General features: G+C 37.6%; 13 protein-coding genes. All 13 read right to left on the bottom strand.

Features of this window, described 5'->3' with window-relative positions:
* Window positions 1–134 precede the first annotated feature (134 nt).
* The gene (gene nifJ / locus ACVWNY_RS05120) at window positions 135–3662 is read right to left on the bottom strand and encodes a pyruvate:ferredoxin (flavodoxin) oxidoreductase (protein WP_218324740.1); all 3528 of its coding nucleotides are present in this window, start codon (window positions 3660–3662) and stop codon (window positions 135–137) included.
* A 15-nt stretch (window positions 3663–3677) separates the two neighbouring features.
* Window positions 3678–5078 carry an NADPH-dependent glutamate synthase gene (gltA, locus tag ACVWNY_RS05115; protein WP_218324739.1) on the bottom strand — a complete coding sequence of 467 codons (1401 nt, stop codon included), beginning with the start codon at window positions 5076–5078 and terminating at the stop codon, window positions 3678–3680.
* A 9-nt stretch (window positions 5079–5087) separates the two neighbouring features.
* On the bottom strand, window positions 5088–5906 hold the full coding sequence (locus tag ACVWNY_RS05110; protein WP_218324738.1) for a sulfide/dihydroorotate dehydrogenase-like FAD/NAD-binding protein: 819 nt from the start codon (window positions 5904–5906) through the stop codon (window positions 5088–5090).
* A gap of 24 nt (window positions 5907–5930) precedes the next feature.
* Window positions 5931–6374, bottom strand: a complete 444-nt coding sequence (locus ACVWNY_RS05105; protein WP_218324737.1) for a flavodoxin — start codon at window positions 6372–6374, stop codon at window positions 5931–5933.
* Between the two features lie 297 nt (window positions 6375–6671).
* Complete coding sequence (locus ACVWNY_RS05100; RefSeq protein ID WP_218324736.1) at window positions 6672–7262, bottom strand: nucleotidyltransferase family protein; 591 nt, start codon at window positions 7260–7262, stop codon at window positions 6672–6674.
* Between the two features lie 11 nt (window positions 7263–7273).
* Window positions 7274–9847: a selenium-dependent xanthine dehydrogenase gene (gene xdh, locus ACVWNY_RS05095; protein ID WP_218324735.1), complete on the bottom strand. Its 2574-nt coding sequence runs from the start codon at window positions 9845–9847 to the stop codon at window positions 7274–7276.
* A gap of 217 nt (window positions 9848–10064) precedes the next feature.
* Window positions 10065–10430 (bottom strand): winged helix-turn-helix domain-containing protein, encoded by a 366-nt coding sequence (locus ACVWNY_RS05090; protein ID WP_246601358.1) that lies wholly within the window; start codon window positions 10428–10430, stop codon window positions 10065–10067.
* Window positions 10431–10754: 324 nt separating this feature from the next.
* Entirely contained in the window at window positions 10755–12092 is a 1338-nt protein-coding gene (locus tag ACVWNY_RS05085) for a nucleobase:cation symporter-2 family protein (protein WP_454071796.1), read from the bottom strand.
* A 21-nt stretch (window positions 12093–12113) separates the two neighbouring features.
* Window positions 12114–12494 carry a RidA family protein gene (locus tag ACVWNY_RS05080; protein WP_218324733.1) on the bottom strand — a complete coding sequence of 127 codons (381 nt, stop codon included), beginning with the start codon at window positions 12492–12494 and terminating at the stop codon, window positions 12114–12116.
* A 27-nt stretch (window positions 12495–12521) separates the two neighbouring features.
* Window positions 12522–13457, bottom strand: coding sequence for a carbamate kinase (gene arcC / locus ACVWNY_RS05075; RefSeq protein WP_438720274.1), 936 nt, complete (start codon window positions 13455–13457; stop codon window positions 12522–12524).
* Window positions 13458–13532: 75 nt separating this feature from the next.
* Window positions 13533–14732, bottom strand: a complete 1200-nt coding sequence (ygeW, locus tag ACVWNY_RS05070) for a knotted carbamoyltransferase YgeW (protein ID WP_218324731.1) — start codon at window positions 14730–14732, stop codon at window positions 13533–13535.
* A gap of 78 nt (window positions 14733–14810) precedes the next feature.
* On the bottom strand, window positions 14811–16130 hold the full coding sequence (locus ACVWNY_RS05065; protein ID WP_218324730.1) for a YgeY family selenium metabolism-linked hydrolase: 1320 nt from the start codon (window positions 16128–16130) through the stop codon (window positions 14811–14813).
* Between the two features lie 5 nt (window positions 16131–16135).
* The gene (dpaL, locus tag ACVWNY_RS05060; RefSeq protein ID WP_218324729.1) at window positions 16136–17329 is read right to left on the bottom strand and encodes a diaminopropionate ammonia-lyase; all 1194 of its coding nucleotides are present in this window, start codon (window positions 17327–17329) and stop codon (window positions 16136–16138) included.
* Between the last annotated feature and the right edge of the window lie 14 nt (window positions 17330–17343).

The raw sequence follows: 17343 nt of genomic DNA, 5'->3' as shown, positions 1-17343 counted from the left end.
TTATAGATGAAATATCCTGAATACCCTAATTATCAGAGGTCGTTCAGATATATTAATTCTGTTCTAACTTATGTCATAGTCTTTTTTTGCATAAAAAAACCCAAGCCATAATCTACAGCTTGGGAATAATTGATTTATTTTTTCTTCATGTTAGCCATGTCAGCATATGTTTCAGAACGTTTTTCCATATCTTCGACAGTTTGCTGATACATTTCTTCCACTACTTCTGGATCTTTTTTGATGCTCTTCAAGGCAGCAAAACGAGTCTGTGTATCCAATAAATCTGGAATTTTAGAGAAGTCAGCTTTCTTAAAGTCAATCCGCATTGGATCTTTTCCTTTAGCAGCTAAACGAGGATCATAGCGATACAATTGCCAATATCCTGACTCAACTGCAGCTTTTGCTTCTTGAATTGAGTTCGTCATCCCACCGTGTAAGCCGTGAGCAATACATGGTGTGTAACCAATGATGATTGATGGACCATCATAAGCCTCAGCTTCAGTAATAGCTTTAATAGCTTGAGTTGCATTAGCTTCCATCGAAATTTGTGCTACATAAACATTGCCATAAGTGACAGCCATCATACCTAAGTCTTTTTTAGCTGTTTTCTTACCACCAGCTGCGAATTTTGCGATTGCAGATGTTGGTGTTGCTTTAGACATCTGTCCACCCGTGTTGGCATATACTTCATTATCCATAACAAAGATATTTACGTCTTCACCAGAAGCCAAGACATGATCAATTCCGCCAAAGCCAATGTCATAAGCCCAACCATCGCCACCAATAATCCATTGACTAGGTTTAACAAAACCATCTTGTTCAGCTAAAATTGCTTGTAATTTTGCATCCGTTTCCTCAGCTAAAACAGCCTTTAATTTTGCTGCTCGTTGTTGAGAACCGTCACCTTCTAATGCGTGATCTACCCAATCTTGCATAATGTTTCGAGTATCTTCAGTGCCTAAACCTTCTGCTAAAGCATCTTTCATCATTGTCATTAGACGTTGACGTTTCACTTGCGTAGCTGTGTACATACCGAAACCATACTCAGCATTATCTTCAAATAATGAGTTAGACCAAGCAGGTCCTTGACCAAATTGGTTAGTAGTGTAAGGCGTTACTGGTGCAGATGCGCCCCAAATTGACGAACAGCCAGTAGTATTAGCAATCATCATACGATCACCATATAATTGTGTTAATAATTTAATGTACGGTGTTTCACCACAACCAGAACATGCTCCTGAGAATTCTAATAATGGTTGTTCAAATTGTGAGCCTTTAACTGAAGCTAATTTCACAGGGTTTTCTTTTTGACGTAAAGTCATTGCAAATGCCCAGTTAACAGCTTCTTCTTTTTGTTCTTCATAAGGTTTCATGACAAGCGCTGAAGCAGGACATTGTTCCACACATAGTCCACAGCCAGTACAATCTTCTAATGAAACTTGAATTCTGAACATCAAACCATTTTTCTTGAAGTCACGAGTAATGAAACCTTCTGGTGCATCACCAATTTCATCTTCATCAATTAAGAATGGACGAATCGCAGCATGTGGACAAACGAATGAACATTCATTACACATGGTACATTTATCAGTTAACCATTCAGGGACTTCTAGAGCAATTCCTCGTTTTTCATAAGCTGCTGTACCCATCGGGATTCGACCGGCTAACATGCCATTATCAATCAAATCACCAACTGAAAGATCATCACCTTCTTGGCGATTCACTGGATCTAAAATATTGCGAACAAAAGCTGGACGATCAGAATCATCCACTTTTTCAACCACAACTTCAATTTCAGCCCATTCTTTTGGTACTTCAACTTCATGTAGTTTATCGAAAGTTTGATCAATTGCTTGCCAGTTCATTTCAACTACTTTTTGTGATTTATTGCCATACGTATTTTGAATTTCTTCTTTAAGTAATGGCAAGAACTCATCGCGTTCCATAATATCTGAAAGTTCAAAGAATGAAGCCGACATAACTGTATTAATTCTGCGACCTAACCCAATTTTGCTGGCAATTGACATAGCGTTGATAATGTAGAACTTGATATTATGCTCTGCTAAATAACGTTTCAACGAATTTGGTAAGTGTTTTTTAACCTGCTCTTCATCCCAAACTGTATTCAGTAAGAAAGTTCCGCCATCTCTTAGGCCTTTAACCAAATCATATTTGTGTAAGTAAGCGGCATTATGACAACCGACAAAGTTTGGACGTTCAACTAAGTAAATTGAATTAATCGGATCCATCCCAAAACGTAAATGAGACACGGTTAACCCGCTTGATTTTTTAGAGTCATAAGAGAAGTATGCTTGAGCATAACGATCAGTGTGGTTCCCGATGATTTTGATGGCTTGTTTATTAGCACCAACAGTACCGTCTGAACCAAAGCCCCAGAATTTTGCTTGATAAGTTGTATCTGGCGTCAAATCAAGAATTTCACGTTTTTCCAATGATAAATGCGTCACATCATCAATAATTCCGATTGTGAAGCGTTGTTTCATTTCATCAACTGGTTTCACTAATTCATCATAAACAGAAACAATTTGATCAGGTGTTGTATCTTTTGAAGCAATACCATAACGGCCACCAATAACGATTGGTCGTTTTGTATGACGATACAAGATGCTTTGAACATCTAATAATAATGGTTCGCCGTCTGCACCCGGTTCTTTGGTACGATCTAAAACGGCAATGCTTTTAACTGTATCTGGTAATTTTGCCAATAAATTTTCAGTTGGGAAAGGACGGTATAAGTGAATATTAATATGTCCCACTTTGCGACCTTGTTTATTCAAATAATCTACTGTTTGACGAATCGTTGGTGCCACAGAACCCATTGAAATAATCACTTCGGTTGCATCTTCAGCACCATAATAAGTTGTTAAATCGTAATTAGTGCCACGAAGTTTATTAATTTCAGCCATATATTTTTCAACAACTGCTGGTAAACGATCATAAAATTGGTTGACTGTTTCACGAGATTGGAAATAAAGATCCGGGTTTTGGGCAGTTCCTGAAACGTGTGGATTATTTGGATTCAAAGCACGATCACGAAACTCTTTTAGTTTTTCTTGATTAACTAAACCTTTTAAATCTTCATAATCTAATACTTCAATTTTTTGCAACTCATGACTTGTTCTGAAACCGTCAAAAAAGTTTACAAAAGGCAAAGTGCCTTCAATACTTGCTAAATGAGCAACAGCAGACAAGTCCATTACTTCTTGTACGCTACTTTCTGCTAACATCGCAAACCCAGTTGAACGAGCAGCCATTACATCACTATGATCACCAAAAATAGATAAAGCATTGGTTGAGACCGCACGTGCTGCAACATGGAATACACTTGGCAATAATTCTCCGGCAATCTTATACATATTAGGAATCATTAGCAATAATCCTTGTGAGGCTGTATAAGTAGAGGTAAGAACGCCCGTTTGTAAAGAACCATGAACTGTACCAGCAGCCCCTGCTTCCGATTGCATTTCAACTACTTTAACAGGTTCACCAAAAATATTTTTTTGTCCCTTTACAGCCCATTCATCGACTACTTCAGCCATTGTTGAACTAGGCGTAATTGGGTAAATCGCTGCAACTTCTGTAAATGCATAGGAAATATAGGCAGCTGCTGTATTTCCATCCATTGTTTTCATCTTTTTCATTGCAAACTTCCTCTTCTATTGATCTTTTTGCTGAGTAATGTAGGCATCGATCTCTTTGGCAGCAAGTTTTCCTGCACCCATAGCCAAAATAACTGTGGCCGCACCGGTCACGATATCTCCACCGGCAAAAAGTCCTGGGACGTTCGTAGCGCAAGTTTCTTCATCTGCATCAATATAACCCCATTTGTTAAGGTTCATATCTGGATAGCTTTCTAGTAAAATTTTGTTTGGTCCTTGACCAATAGCCTCAATCACTTCACTTGATTCAATGATAAATTCGCTATCAGGAATCGGTACCGGTCTCCTACGACCAGAATCATCGGGTTCACCCAATTCCATTTTTATACATTTCACACCGACTAAATTACCGTCACCATCACCTAAATATTCTACCGGAGCAGTTAACCATTCATATTCGATACCTTCTTCAACTGAATGATGGTATTCTTCTTCTCTGGCAGGCAATTCTTCAACAGTTCGGCGATAAATAACCGTTACTTGATCGGCCCCTAAACGTTTAGCCGAACGAGCTGCATCCATTGCGACATTTCCGCCGCCAATAACCGCAACTTTTTTACTTCGTTTGACTGGTGTATCATATTTAGGGAATTCATAACCATGCATTAAATTAATCCGTGTTAAAAATTCACTTGAGGCTTGAACACCATTTAAACCAGTCCCTGGAATACCCATGAAGTTTGGTGTTCCCGCACCGACAGCGATATAACAAGCATCAAATTGATCCATAATTTCTTCCATTGTAATTGTTCTACCAACAATCACGTTCGTTTCAATTTTTACGCCCGCTGCTTTGATTTGGTTAATTTCTTTGGCTACAATACTTTTTGGTAAACGGAACTCAGGAATACCATAGCTCAATACACCACCAGCTTTATGCAGCGCTTCAAAGATAGTCGCTTCATATCCCATTTTGGCTAAATCACCAGCCACAGTTAAACCAGACGGTCCTGATCCAATCACGGCAACTTTTCCTTTGTCCAACGGGATCGGTTCTTCCGAAACCGCATTTTCTAAAGCCCAATCAGCAACATAACGTTCTAGTTTACCAATTGCTACTGGTTCGAATTTTTTCGATTTTCCTAAACGGCAAACCATTTCACATTGCTTTTCTTGCGGACAAACACGACCACAAATAGCCGGTAAATTAGAAAAGCGATTAATAATACGATAAGCTTCCGGCATATCTTCATCTTTAATTGCTTGAATGAATCCTGGGATGTCAATCATCACTGGGCAATATTGAATACAAGGAGCATCTTTACATTGCAGACAGCGAATCGCTTCTAAGCGTCCCTCTTCATCCGTATAACCTAGAGCAACTTCTGAGAAATTAGTCGAGCGAACAATTGGATCTTGCTCTTTCATCGGTGTCTTTGTATAACTTCTTTTTGCCATTTTCGCCACCTACCTTCCCAATTGTTCTAATGAGAGGGTTTCTTCTTCACGATACTGTCTACTTCGCTGAACAAACTCATCCCAATCAACATCATATGCATTAAACTCAGGTCCATCTACACAAGCAAATTTTATTTCATTGTTAACCGTGATACGACAACAGCCACACATGCCAGTGCCATCAATCATAATTGGATTCAAAGAAACAAACATTGGTACTTCATATTTTTGAGCAGTTAAAGTAGCAAATTTCATCATCATGCTTGGTCCAATCGCCCAACAATAATCAATTTTTTCTCGTTCGAAAACATCCACCATTGCTTCAGTTACCAGACCTTTACGACCCAATGAGCCATCGTCTGTCATAATAATTAATTCGTCTGATAATTCTTCGACTTCATCTCGCAAGATGACTAGCTCATCTGTTTTTGCCCCTAGTACGCTAATTACTCGGTTACCAGCTAGACTTAAACCTTTAATAATCGGTAATAATACTGCGATTCCGACACCACCACCAACCAATAATACAGTTCCATAATTCTCAATCTCAGTCGGTTTGCCTAATGGGCCGACAATATCGCTAAGATAATCGCCATCTCTTAATTCAGCAAGCAAAATTGTCGAGCGGCCAACAACTTGGAAAATCACTTTGATGGTCCCAGCTTCTAAATCTGTATCTACAATAGTTAATGGAATGCGTTCCGCCTCTTCATCTTTTTTTAAAATGACAAATTGACCTGGTTGAGCCTTTTCAGCAATTCTCGGCGCTTCCACCCAAAATTCAAATTCATTTTCAGCTAATTGTTTTTGTCTTGAAATCAGAAACACATTAACCCATCCCTTTCAGTTTGACTAGGCATCAATTAATGCAGCAACAAATCCTTCCAATGTCACTACGTCTTCATCTTCTGCTTCATTTTCAATTTTCACAACATCAGCGCCTTTTTTAGCTCCTGTTTTTGCGAAAGCTGCATCAAAGTCATCTGCTGCTGTACAGAAATAGTCAGGATAAAGCTCACTATCACCAGTACCTACAACACCGTAAACTTTGCCGTCTAAATCTTGATCCGGTAATTCTTCATAGAAATCTTCAAAATCAAATGGTAGTTCACCATCATTGTAAGTATAAGTTGCTACAACACAGATATCTGCATCATCAAAGAAATCATCGTCAGCGTCGTCTACTTCAACACGTTCCACATCGATTCCTTTGTCTGTAAATTTTTCTTCCAAGATTTCCGAAATTCCTTCTGTGTTTCCTGTCATACTTGCATAAACGATTTTTGCCAAAGCCATATTGCTCATCCTTCCTTTAAATCAGATTTTTTATGATAACAAATGAAGAAATGTGAAAAGCCTTACAAATTAATATACTTCGACTTTCCTACTTCATTTATAATATAACATATATTTCACAAATTTCCATAATTTTTTTTAGCACATCAAATTCTTTTTGCAAGCCAAAAACTTTTTTTAAAGTCTGTGTAAACATTTACAAACTTATCTCTTAAAAAAGAGGTAGAATCTTAAAAGATTCTACCTCTGGACAAACGAATTTGACAGTGCGGTAATAGGTATTCACCTAACACTATTTTATAATACTTTGTTACTTTTTTCTAGTAATTCTTGATAATTTTCTGGCGTATCAATATCGAATAATTCTTCTTTCGACCAAGGAATTTCAATCGTAAAATCATGATACTTGTCACGTATTTTACGTCCACCAGTTTGACCACCTACTTCTTTTAATTCAGCTATATATTTTTCCCCAAAAAAAGTTGGGGAACTGGGATTTCCGTTATGGATTGGGTAGACAATATTTTGACTGTCCCCTTGTTTTGCCAGTTTTTCTAGCAATTCACTGGATAATCTAGGTTGGTCAATCGGCATAAAAATAAGATGTTTTCCACTAGCCTCTGAGGCACCTAACTTTACACTGGTGCTTTGGCCAAGACCGCTCTCGTGATTTAAAACTACTTTAACTTTTGGCGGTATTTCTATTTTAGCCAAATCCTCTGGTTTAATGACTAATAATACTTCATGAAATGCAGAATTTTTTAATGCTAACTTAAGTGCCCGCGTTAAAAATGTTTCCCCTTGATAAGTTAAAAATAATTTATTTTTCTTCATGCGATTTGAAAAACCACTCGCCATGATTACGATACTTGTATCAGAAATTACCATGAGCTACCTCATTATCTTTTCTTTTTTTGGTAAGGTGTATTGACTATTGGTAAGACATTTCTTAACTCTCCATCAAAGGCATGGTATGCTCCGGCTACTGCTGGTGCCGTTGGAATCGTTGAAAGTTCACCGACCCCTTTTATCCCGTACGCTAATCCTTCATGAATGTCTTTAGCTGCAACAAAACTTGTATCAATTGGTGGTACTTTGGAAGCATCCATTAAACCAAGAGTAGCATATTTTGCTTTCACAAATCCATCTTCCATCGCAAAGTTTTCTGTCAATGCATAGCCCAAGCCCATAACAATTCCGCCTTCAATTTGTCCTTCTGCTGCTCTTGGATTAATTACTTGACCCATATCATAAGATGCATATATTTTTTCTAATTTCCCTTTTTCATCCAAAGTAACTACTTCAGATGCGTAGCCATAGCCGGCATGGCTTACTGGATTTTCTTTTTCAGAATTTAATGGATCAGTAATCGCAGAATATTCACCAAAATATTCTTGCCCTTCCAAGGATTCCAAAGTACGTCCCATGTCTAAGTCTACTCTCAATTGCATTGCCGCTCTTCGTGTTGCTTCACCGGTAAATAATGATTGCCGAGAAGCAGTGGTAGTACCTGAATCTGGTGTACGAGCCGTATCTGGCTGTTCTGCAATAATTAATGCTGGATCAATATCTAAAGCCTCAACAGCTATTTGAGTAGTAACCGTTTGCATTCCTTGACCAATACAAGCTGCCGAAGTTCGAACATGCACCTTGCCATCTTCAACGGAAACGATACATCGACCAATATCAGATAAACCAACACCAATTCCACTATTTTTAAAGAAACATGAAATCCCAGCTACATCGGCATTTTCATAGGCATCTTTAACAGCTAGCAAGCTTTCTTTCAAAGCCGCATTTTTTGAAACAACTTGACCATTCGGTAAAACATCACCTGGTTCAACTGCATTTTTATAACGAATTTCCCAAGGACTGATACCAACTTTTTCGGCTAGTAAATTCAAATTACATTCAATCGCAAAAGCTGTTTGACACACACCAAATCCGCGGAAAGCTCCTGCTGGTGGATTATTAGTATAAACTGCAAAACCTTCAATATCGATATCTTTATATTTATATGGTCCTGCCGCGTGAGTACATGCTCTTTGTAAAACAGGTCCTCCCAAGGAAGCATAAGCACCCGTATCAGAATAAATCACAGCCTTCATTGCAGTTAAATTACCTTCTTCATCACAACCAGTTGTGAAATCCATTTCCATACCATGACGTTTCGGATGAACCATCAAACTTTCATCTCGGCTAAGTAAAACTTTGACTGGTTTCTTTAATAGATAAGCTGCCAAACTGGCATGATGCTGGACGCTCATATCTTCTTTACCACCGAAACCACCACCGACAAGTTTCGCTTGAACATGGACTTTTTCTTTTTCTAAACCTAACATACGAGCACATTCTCGTTGCTCATCATAGATACTTTGGCCAGCACTCCAAAGCAATACCCCATCTCCTTCAGGTTGACCGATAGCACATTCAGGCTCCATGAAAGCGTGCTCATTAATAGGTACAGAATAATGTTCAGTAACTACATATTTTGAATTATTTAATTTTTCTTCGACATTTCCACGAATTAAATGCTCATGACTTAATACATTACCTTTTTCATGGATTTTTGGTGCATCCTCAGCCATTGCTTGCTCGCAAGACGTTAGTGGTTCAAGAACCTCATATTCAATCTCAACTAATTCTTTAATTTCGGTTAATGAATCTTTATTGCTAGAAACTACTAGCACAATAGCATCTCCAACATATCGAGTGATTTCACCTTCTGGAATCATTACATCCCAGTCAGAAATAAATTCTAAGTGACCAATTTTATTATTTCCGGGAACATCTGCTGCTGTGAGTACTGCTTCACAGTCTGGATGAGCCAAAGCTTTTTCTGAATTGATTTTTAAGATTTTCGCTCTTGGATAAGCTGATCTTACGGCAGATGCGTGAAGCATTCCAGGGACGACAATATCATCTACATAAATGCCTGTTCCTAGTGTTTTTTCTACAGCATCAACTCGTTTGAAATCATCACCTAATCTTCCTTCAGCTGGCTCCTCAGGGATTGGCGTTTCCTCTCTTAACATTTGCGCTGCTAATTGTATTCCTTCGATAATTTTCACATAACCAGTACAGCGACAAATATTTGCTCGAATACCTTTACGAATATCTTTTTCACTTGGATCTGGATTTTTTTCTAATAAACCTACAGCAGAGACAACAAATCCCGGAATACAGTAGCCACATTGAACAGCTCCAGTTTTAGCAAAAGCATATGCAAAAACATCTTTTTGGCGCTGGCTAATCCCTTCAACCGTTGTTACATCTTTTCCATCAACTTTTGATAATGAAAATAAGCAGCTTTTGGAAGCCCTTCCATTTATAATGACAGTACAAGCGCCACAAGCTCCTGAATCACAACCATCTTTTGTACCAGTCAAACGCAAATCATCTCGCAAGAAATGCATCAACTCTTTATCTTCTTCACATGTGACTGGCTGGCCATTTACAGTAAATGAATACATATTTTTACACCCCTATACTATTAAAAATAAGTTTTTATCTCAAAAACATTATACCATCAAAAATATTTTTTGTATTCAAAAAATATTTATTTTTGGGTATTTTAAAATTTATTATTCGTTATTTAAAGTTCGTTTATCTGCGATTTTTAAAAAAAGAAACAAGTCAAAATATAATTTTGATTTGTTTCGTTTTACTAAGTCGAATATAGTCTTCTATTTACTTTTTTTGATTCATATCTTGTGAGAAAAAACGTTCAAAAGTTTTATCAACTAAACTATAAGTCTCTTTTTCGAAATTTTGATAATTAGTTAATAGTCGTTTTCCTTCTTTGGTTAACTGTGATCCGCCGCCATTTTTACCACCAACTATTGACTCTATCAATGGTTGTCCCCAACATTTTTCAGCTTTTTGTAAAATTCTCCAAGCTTTGTTATAAGACATATTCATTTCTTTAGCAGCTTTACTTAGTGAACCTGTTTCACTAACAAAAAAAAGGACTTCAGCTACCCCAGGACCAAAGAAGACCTCCCCTTTTTTTAGACGCAGCGTCATGGTGTAATCAAGCTTTGCTTCGTTATTCATTCCTTCACCTCGTTATTTTTAAAATAGATAACGGTTTTAAAAAAAGAGGGCTTTACCTTTTCAGCAGAGCCCTTTTCTTAATTATAAATGTTTTATTAGATATTTACTATTGCTTTATGGAAAACAGGAACAGCGAAAGTAGGTCAACTTAAATTTGCATCGAGAAAAACAAATTAGCTAAAGGCAATTAAAATGTAGAGGTAAGGTTTTTCTAAAAAAACTTGTTAAAATTAACGAACCTGTGAAGACTTTAAAATTTTATTTCTTATTTTGGAAGTTTGTTCAAACCTAAGATGATCTACTTTACAAAGCTCCTGAATTACACTATTTTTTTAATTTTGGTCGATTAAAAATGATGTTTAAAAGAATCGCCATAATGGCTGTTAAAATCACTTCTGACTCCCCGAAGATTGTTTGAAACCACTCTGGAAATCCTTGCAATGAATTAGCTGATAAAGCTACCCCAGTCCCTAAAGCTAGTGATAAGCCAACAATAGTAGCATTTTGTGAGGTTAATTTTTCATTAGCAATGGTCTGAATTCCCGTTAAAGCAATCGTTGCAAAAACTGAAATAGTTGCGCCACCAATCACTGCATAAGGAATTGATGTTAACAGACTAGCAATTTTCGGTACAAAACCTGCAATAATTAGAATTGCTGATGTGAAAGTTAAAATATATTTATTAATTGCTTTAGTCGAAATCACTAAGCCAACATTTTGACCAAAAGTTGAAATTGGTACTCCACCAAAGAATCCTCCTAGAAAAACAGCTAAACCTTTGCCTAAAATACCACCAGATAATTCACGATCCGTCGGTTGTCGATCCATTGCTCCAACTGTTGTAGCTGTGAATTGACCAATGGCTTGAACAGTATCAACAAATATCAATAAAATCAAAGTGAATATTTGAACAAAGTTAAAGTTTAAGCCAAAATGTAAAGGCCGAATCATTTGAAACATACCAGCTTCTTTAACGGATTCAAAAGAAACCATTCCTAATGGTAATGAAATTAAATAACCTACAACCATACCAACTAAAATAGATGATAATTTTAAAAATCCTTTGCCAAAACTATTCAAATAAAAAACAATAATAAACGTAATAATCGCAACCAACCAATTTTTCATTGAGCCATATTCAGAACTTGAAACGCCGCCTGCCATGTATCCTACAGCAACTGGAAACAAAGACATCCCAATACTCAAAATGACTGTTCCAGTGACAATTGGCGGAAAGAAAACTCGAATTTTTTTGATGACTAATCCAATAAATATAACTGCTAGACCACCAAAAATTTGCGAACCAAAAATAGTTGCAATACCACAATTTGCTCCCATAGTAATTAAAACTGGAACGTAAGCAAAGCTCGCTCCCATCATAACCGGTAAGCGTGCTCCAAAATAACGAAAAACTGGAAACAATTGAATTAACATTGCAACACCAGCAAAAATAAGCGATGTTTGAATGATTAGCGTGGTGTCGCTAGCGCTCAAATTACATGCCTGCGCAATCATTAATCCCGGTGTGACAATACCCACCACAGCGGCAATAACATGTTGCAAACCTAACGGCACCACTTCAATTAGTGAAGGTACGGCGTCATAGTCAAACAGGGCATTGGTTTTTTCTGATACGAGTATAGTTTCTTTGGGTTCTGCCATAACACGTACCTCCTTTAATTTTTAATCTCTCACTAAAATTGCTTCCATTTCAAAAAGTCCACCTTTTGGTAAGGCAGCAACCGCAATTGCTGAGCGAGCTGGTTCCCAATCAGTAAAGTATTGACTATAAACCTCGTTGACTTCTGCAAAATTATCCATATTTGTCAAAAAGACTGTCGTTTTTACTACATCAGAAAAAGTAAATCCAGCTTCTTCAATGATCGCTTTAAAATTTTCAAAACCTTGGATTGCTTGCTCCCGAACTGTTTCTTTTAAGTCACCTGTTGCAGGATCAATCCCTAATTGTCCAGAAACAAACAACATATTACCATGTTGAATCGAATGAGAATAAGGTCCGATCGCTGCTGGTGCTTTTTTACTATTGTTCACTTTATTTGCCACTTTAAGTCCTCCTTATAAAAAGTCAATTTATTTTGAAATAACTGTACCAGTTTTTCCAGCTAAGCCATCTTTGGCTTTCTCTAATGATGTAATTAATGTCCGTTTTCCTGATTTTTCAGCAAAATCAATGGCCGCTTCAACTTTTGGTAACATTGATCCTGGTGCAAAATGACCTTCACGAACGTATTTTTTCATTTCTTCAACAGAAACATTTTCAAGGTTCTTTTGTTCTACTGTACCGAAATTCAAAGCAACTTGTTCAACTGCAGTCAGGATCACTAGGAAATCAGCATCGATTGTTTCAGCTAATAAAACAGAACAGTAATCTTTGTCGATAACTGCTGGAACACCTTTCAAATGATCATTTGCTTCTTTAATCACCGGAATACCGCCACCACCACAAGAGATAACTAGTTGATCAGCACCGATTAGGGTGTTGATTGTTTCTAATTCAACAATTTCTTTTGGTTTTGGTGAAGCAACTACTTGGCGGTAGCCACGTCCAGCGTCTTCCATCACGGTAATATCTTTCTCAATAGCCATTCGAACCGCTTCATCTTTTTCCATGAAACGTCCAATTGGTTTAGTTGGTTTATCAAAGGCAGGATCATCTTTATCAACCACAACCTGTGTAGCAACCGTCACTACTGGTTTGTGAATGCCACGGTGCAGCATTTCTTCTCTTAGGGCGTTTTGTAAGTCATAGCCAATATAAGTTTGACTCATCGCTACTGCGACTGATAGAGATACTGGTGGATATTTTTTCTCATCAGTAGCAGTTAATTCATCCATGGCTAGTTTAATCATGCCAGCCTGTGGGCCGTTTCCATGAACTAAAACCACTTGATAACCTTCTTCAACTAAATCTACAATGGAAAGTGCAGTTTGTTTAACCGCTTCCATTTGTTCTTCCAAATTATTTCCTAAAGCATTTCCGCCTAAGGCAACGACAACTTTTGTCATTTTGGTACTCCTTTCGTATAAGAAAGAGGCTACAGAGATTGGTCATTAATCATCAGAGCCTCTTATATTTAATTATTATTTTTTAGAAATACTACGTTCGGTACCACGAGCTTCCAAATCTTTCAATGCTTTTGCAGGATCTTGGAATTTAGATAAGAAGATCATTGCAGCAATCACATATGGTTTGTAGCTTGCTTCACGATATAATTCATCACGGTAGCGATCAAAGACAGAAGCGTCAACTTCACCTTCTTCAGCAGAAACACCAGTAATGTCAGCTGGAAGTGGGTGCATATACAATGCTTTGCCATCTTTAGTTAAGCTCATCATTTCTTCAGTTGCAGCCCAATCTTTATGATTGGCGTTTTGAACTAATAATTCTTCTTCTAGTTTATCAATGCCATCAAAGTCGCCTTTACCATAAAGCTCAGTTCTTTCTTCCATTGCTTTAAATGGTGCCCAAGATTTACAATAAATCACGTCAGCATCTTTAAAGGCTTCTTTCATATCATTTGTTTTAGAATACTTACCACCAGATTTTTCAGCATTTTTCTTAGCGATTTCTTCCACTTCAGGCATCACTTCGTAGCCTTCTGGGTGAGCTAAGACAACATCCATTCCGAAACGAGTCATCAAACCGATAATTCCTTGTGCTACTGATAAAGGTTTGCCATATGATGGTGAGTATGCCCATGACATAACAATTTTTTTACCTTTTAAGTTTTCTACGCCGCCTAATTCATGAATAATATGATCCAAGTCTGCCAGCGCTTGTGTTGGATGATCTTGGTCATCTTGTAAATCTACTAAGTTCGGACGTTGTTCCAAAATACCAGCTTCATGAGATTCTTTCACTGATTCAATGACTTCGCGCATGTAAGCATCGCCTTTACCGATATACATGTCATCACGAATACCAATTACATCTGCCATAAATGAGATCATTGTTGCTGTTTCACGTACTGTTTCACCATGAGAGATTTGTGATTTTTTCTCATCTAAATCTTGTACTGCTAAACCAAGCATGTTACAAGCTGATGCAAATGAAAAACGTGTCCGTGTAGAGTTATCACGGAAAATCGATACACCTAAACCTGAATCGAAAATTTTAGTTGAAATATTTCTTTCACGTAAATCTCTTAACGCATCTGCCGTATTTAAAACTGCATCAATTTCATCATCATTTTTTTCCCATGTTTGTAGAAAGTCCCCGCCGTATAAACCGGAAGTATTTTTATCCTCAATATTTTTTACTAAGTCTTTGAATTCAGCCATTGTCGCTCTCCTTAAGATATATTTTTTAAATGGTTTTCTAGTGAGTCAATAGCAAGGGACTCACTAGAAAAAGCAAAATTATTTAGTGTTTTTTGTATAAATTGTTGGTAATGCTGCATAGAAAGCCGCACAGTTTACTAAATCTTGTTTCCATGAAATTTCATTTGGTGCATGTGCTTGTGCTTCAGCCCCTGGACCAAAACCGATACAAGGAATGCCGTTACGTCCCATAATTGATACACCGTTTGTCGAGAAGGTCCATTTATCTAACAATGGGCGAGCTTCACGCATTTTAATTTGTGTATCTGGGCCTAAGCGTTTTTCACCAAATAATTCATGATGAGTTTCCATTAAGCTTTGCGTTACTGGAGATTCTTCTGGAATTACCCAAGTTGGGAAGTACGCTTCGATTGGATAAACCAAACCTGTGTATGAAGGACGGTCATAATTATAAAGTGAAACTGTTACATCGTCGCCATAACGTTTTACAGCTGGTAATTGACGAATTTCTTCTAGACAACCTTCCCAAGTTTCGCCAGCAGTCATCCGACGGTCTAATGATACAGACGCACCATCTGCAACGGCACAACGAGATGGAGAAGAGAAGTAAAGTTGTGAAGCAGTCACTGTTCCACGACCTAAGAAACGCGCTTCTTGCCATTCAGGATTCCATTTTTCATGTAACATTTTTTCAAGACCTAAAATCTCGGTACTTTCAGTACAACCATTATTATTTAAATCACGTACATCATTTAAGATATCTGATAGTTTGTAGATTGCATTATCGCCACGTTCTGGTGCAGAACCATGAGAAGAAATTCCGTGAACATCGATACGAATTTCCATTCTTCCCCGTTGGCCACGGTAGATTCCACCATCAGTTGGTTCAGTTGAAACAACAAATTCTGGACGAATTTTATCTTCTTTAATAATATATTCCCAACATAAGCCATCACAATCTTCTTCTTGAACAGTAGCTGTTACTAATGCAGTGTAATCATCATTTAATAAACCTAAATCTTTCATGATTTTAGCACCGTAAACAGCTGAAACAATTCCGCCCTCTTGGTCAGATGTTCCGCGGCCACCGATTTCAGTATCTGTTTCGTAACCTTCATAAGGATCAAATTTCCAGTTGTCACGATCACCAATAGCAACTGTATCCATATGACCATCAAAAGCAATTAATTTTTTACCAGTACCCATATAGCCTAATAAGTTTCCTTGAGGATCGAATTCTACTTTATCAAAACCAAGTTTTTCCATTTCTTCTTTAGCTCTTTGTAATTTCGGACCTTCTTCAGCAGATTCACCAGGAATTGCTACTAAGTCTCGTAAAAATTTGACCATGTCTTTTTCATAATTTTTTGCTGCGTCTTTGATTGCGTTAAAATCCATTTTTCCTATTCCCCCCACACAATGTGTTTATAATTATCAGGATCGGTGTCTCCTTCAGTTGAGAACATCAATACCTCTGATTCCGAATTTAATTCTAGTGCATTTTTTAAATCAACATATTCAGGATCTTGCATTAAAGCAGCAACTAAACCCATTCCGACCGCTCCTGATTCACCTGAAATCACTTGTTGATCGCCTTTAACCGGGTTTCCTAGCATCCGCATGCCTTTTGCAGCTACCCAGTCTGGACAAGATACAAAATAATCAACATGATTTTTCAAAATATCAAATGAAATCGTATTTGGTTCACCACAAGCAAGACCGGCCATAATCGTATCTAAATCACCGTCAACAATTCTGATATTGCCATCTTTTGCTTCAGCTGATTTGTATAGACAATCAGCAGCTTGTGCTTCCATTACAACTAATTTTGGTGGATTGTCTTTGTAAATATTGGCAAAGTAACCAACGACTGCACCTGCTAAACTACCTACACCCGCCTGTACAAAAATATGAGTTGGTCGTTTGTTTTCTTCTTTTAACTGTTTGGCAGCTTCTGAAGCCATCGTACCGTAACCTTGCATGATCCATGTCGGTAATTTTTCATAGCCATCCCAAGCAGTGTCTTGAACCATTACACCGTTTTCATCTTTTTCAGCTAAATCATTTGCCATCCGAACAGCTTCGTCATAGTTCACATCTGTAATAGTTACGTCAGCGCCTTCATTTGCAATATTATCGAAACGTGATTTAGCAGAACCTTTTGGCATCAAGACCACTGATTTTTGTCCTAAAGCACTAGCAGCCCAAGCAACGCCACGACCATGGTTTCCGTCAGTTGCTGTATAAAAAGTTGCTGTCCCAAATTCTTTTTCCAACTCTGGTGAAGTCAAACGTTCGTAGGTCATTGTTTCAATGTCGTCACCAACTTTATCTGCTACGTAGTTGGCAATCGCATATGACCCGCCTAATACTTTAAACGCATTTAAGCCAAAACGATAAGATTCATCTTTTACGAAGAAATCTTTTAAGCCTAATAATTTTGCCATATGGGTTAGATCAACCAGTGGCGTTTCAGAATACTGCGGGAAACTTCGATGGAAGAAACCTGCTTTTTCCATATTTTCTTGGTTCATTAAATGTAAATACTGATCGTCTGATTTGGGCATCTCATTTTTTACCCATTTGATTTTACTCACTGAATACGCCTCCT

The sequence above is a fragment of the Enterococcus sp. JNUCC 77 genome (assembly GCF_054819945.1).
Note: the sequence above shows the minus strand (reverse complement) of the source record. Positions and strands in the feature narration are given on the sequence as shown.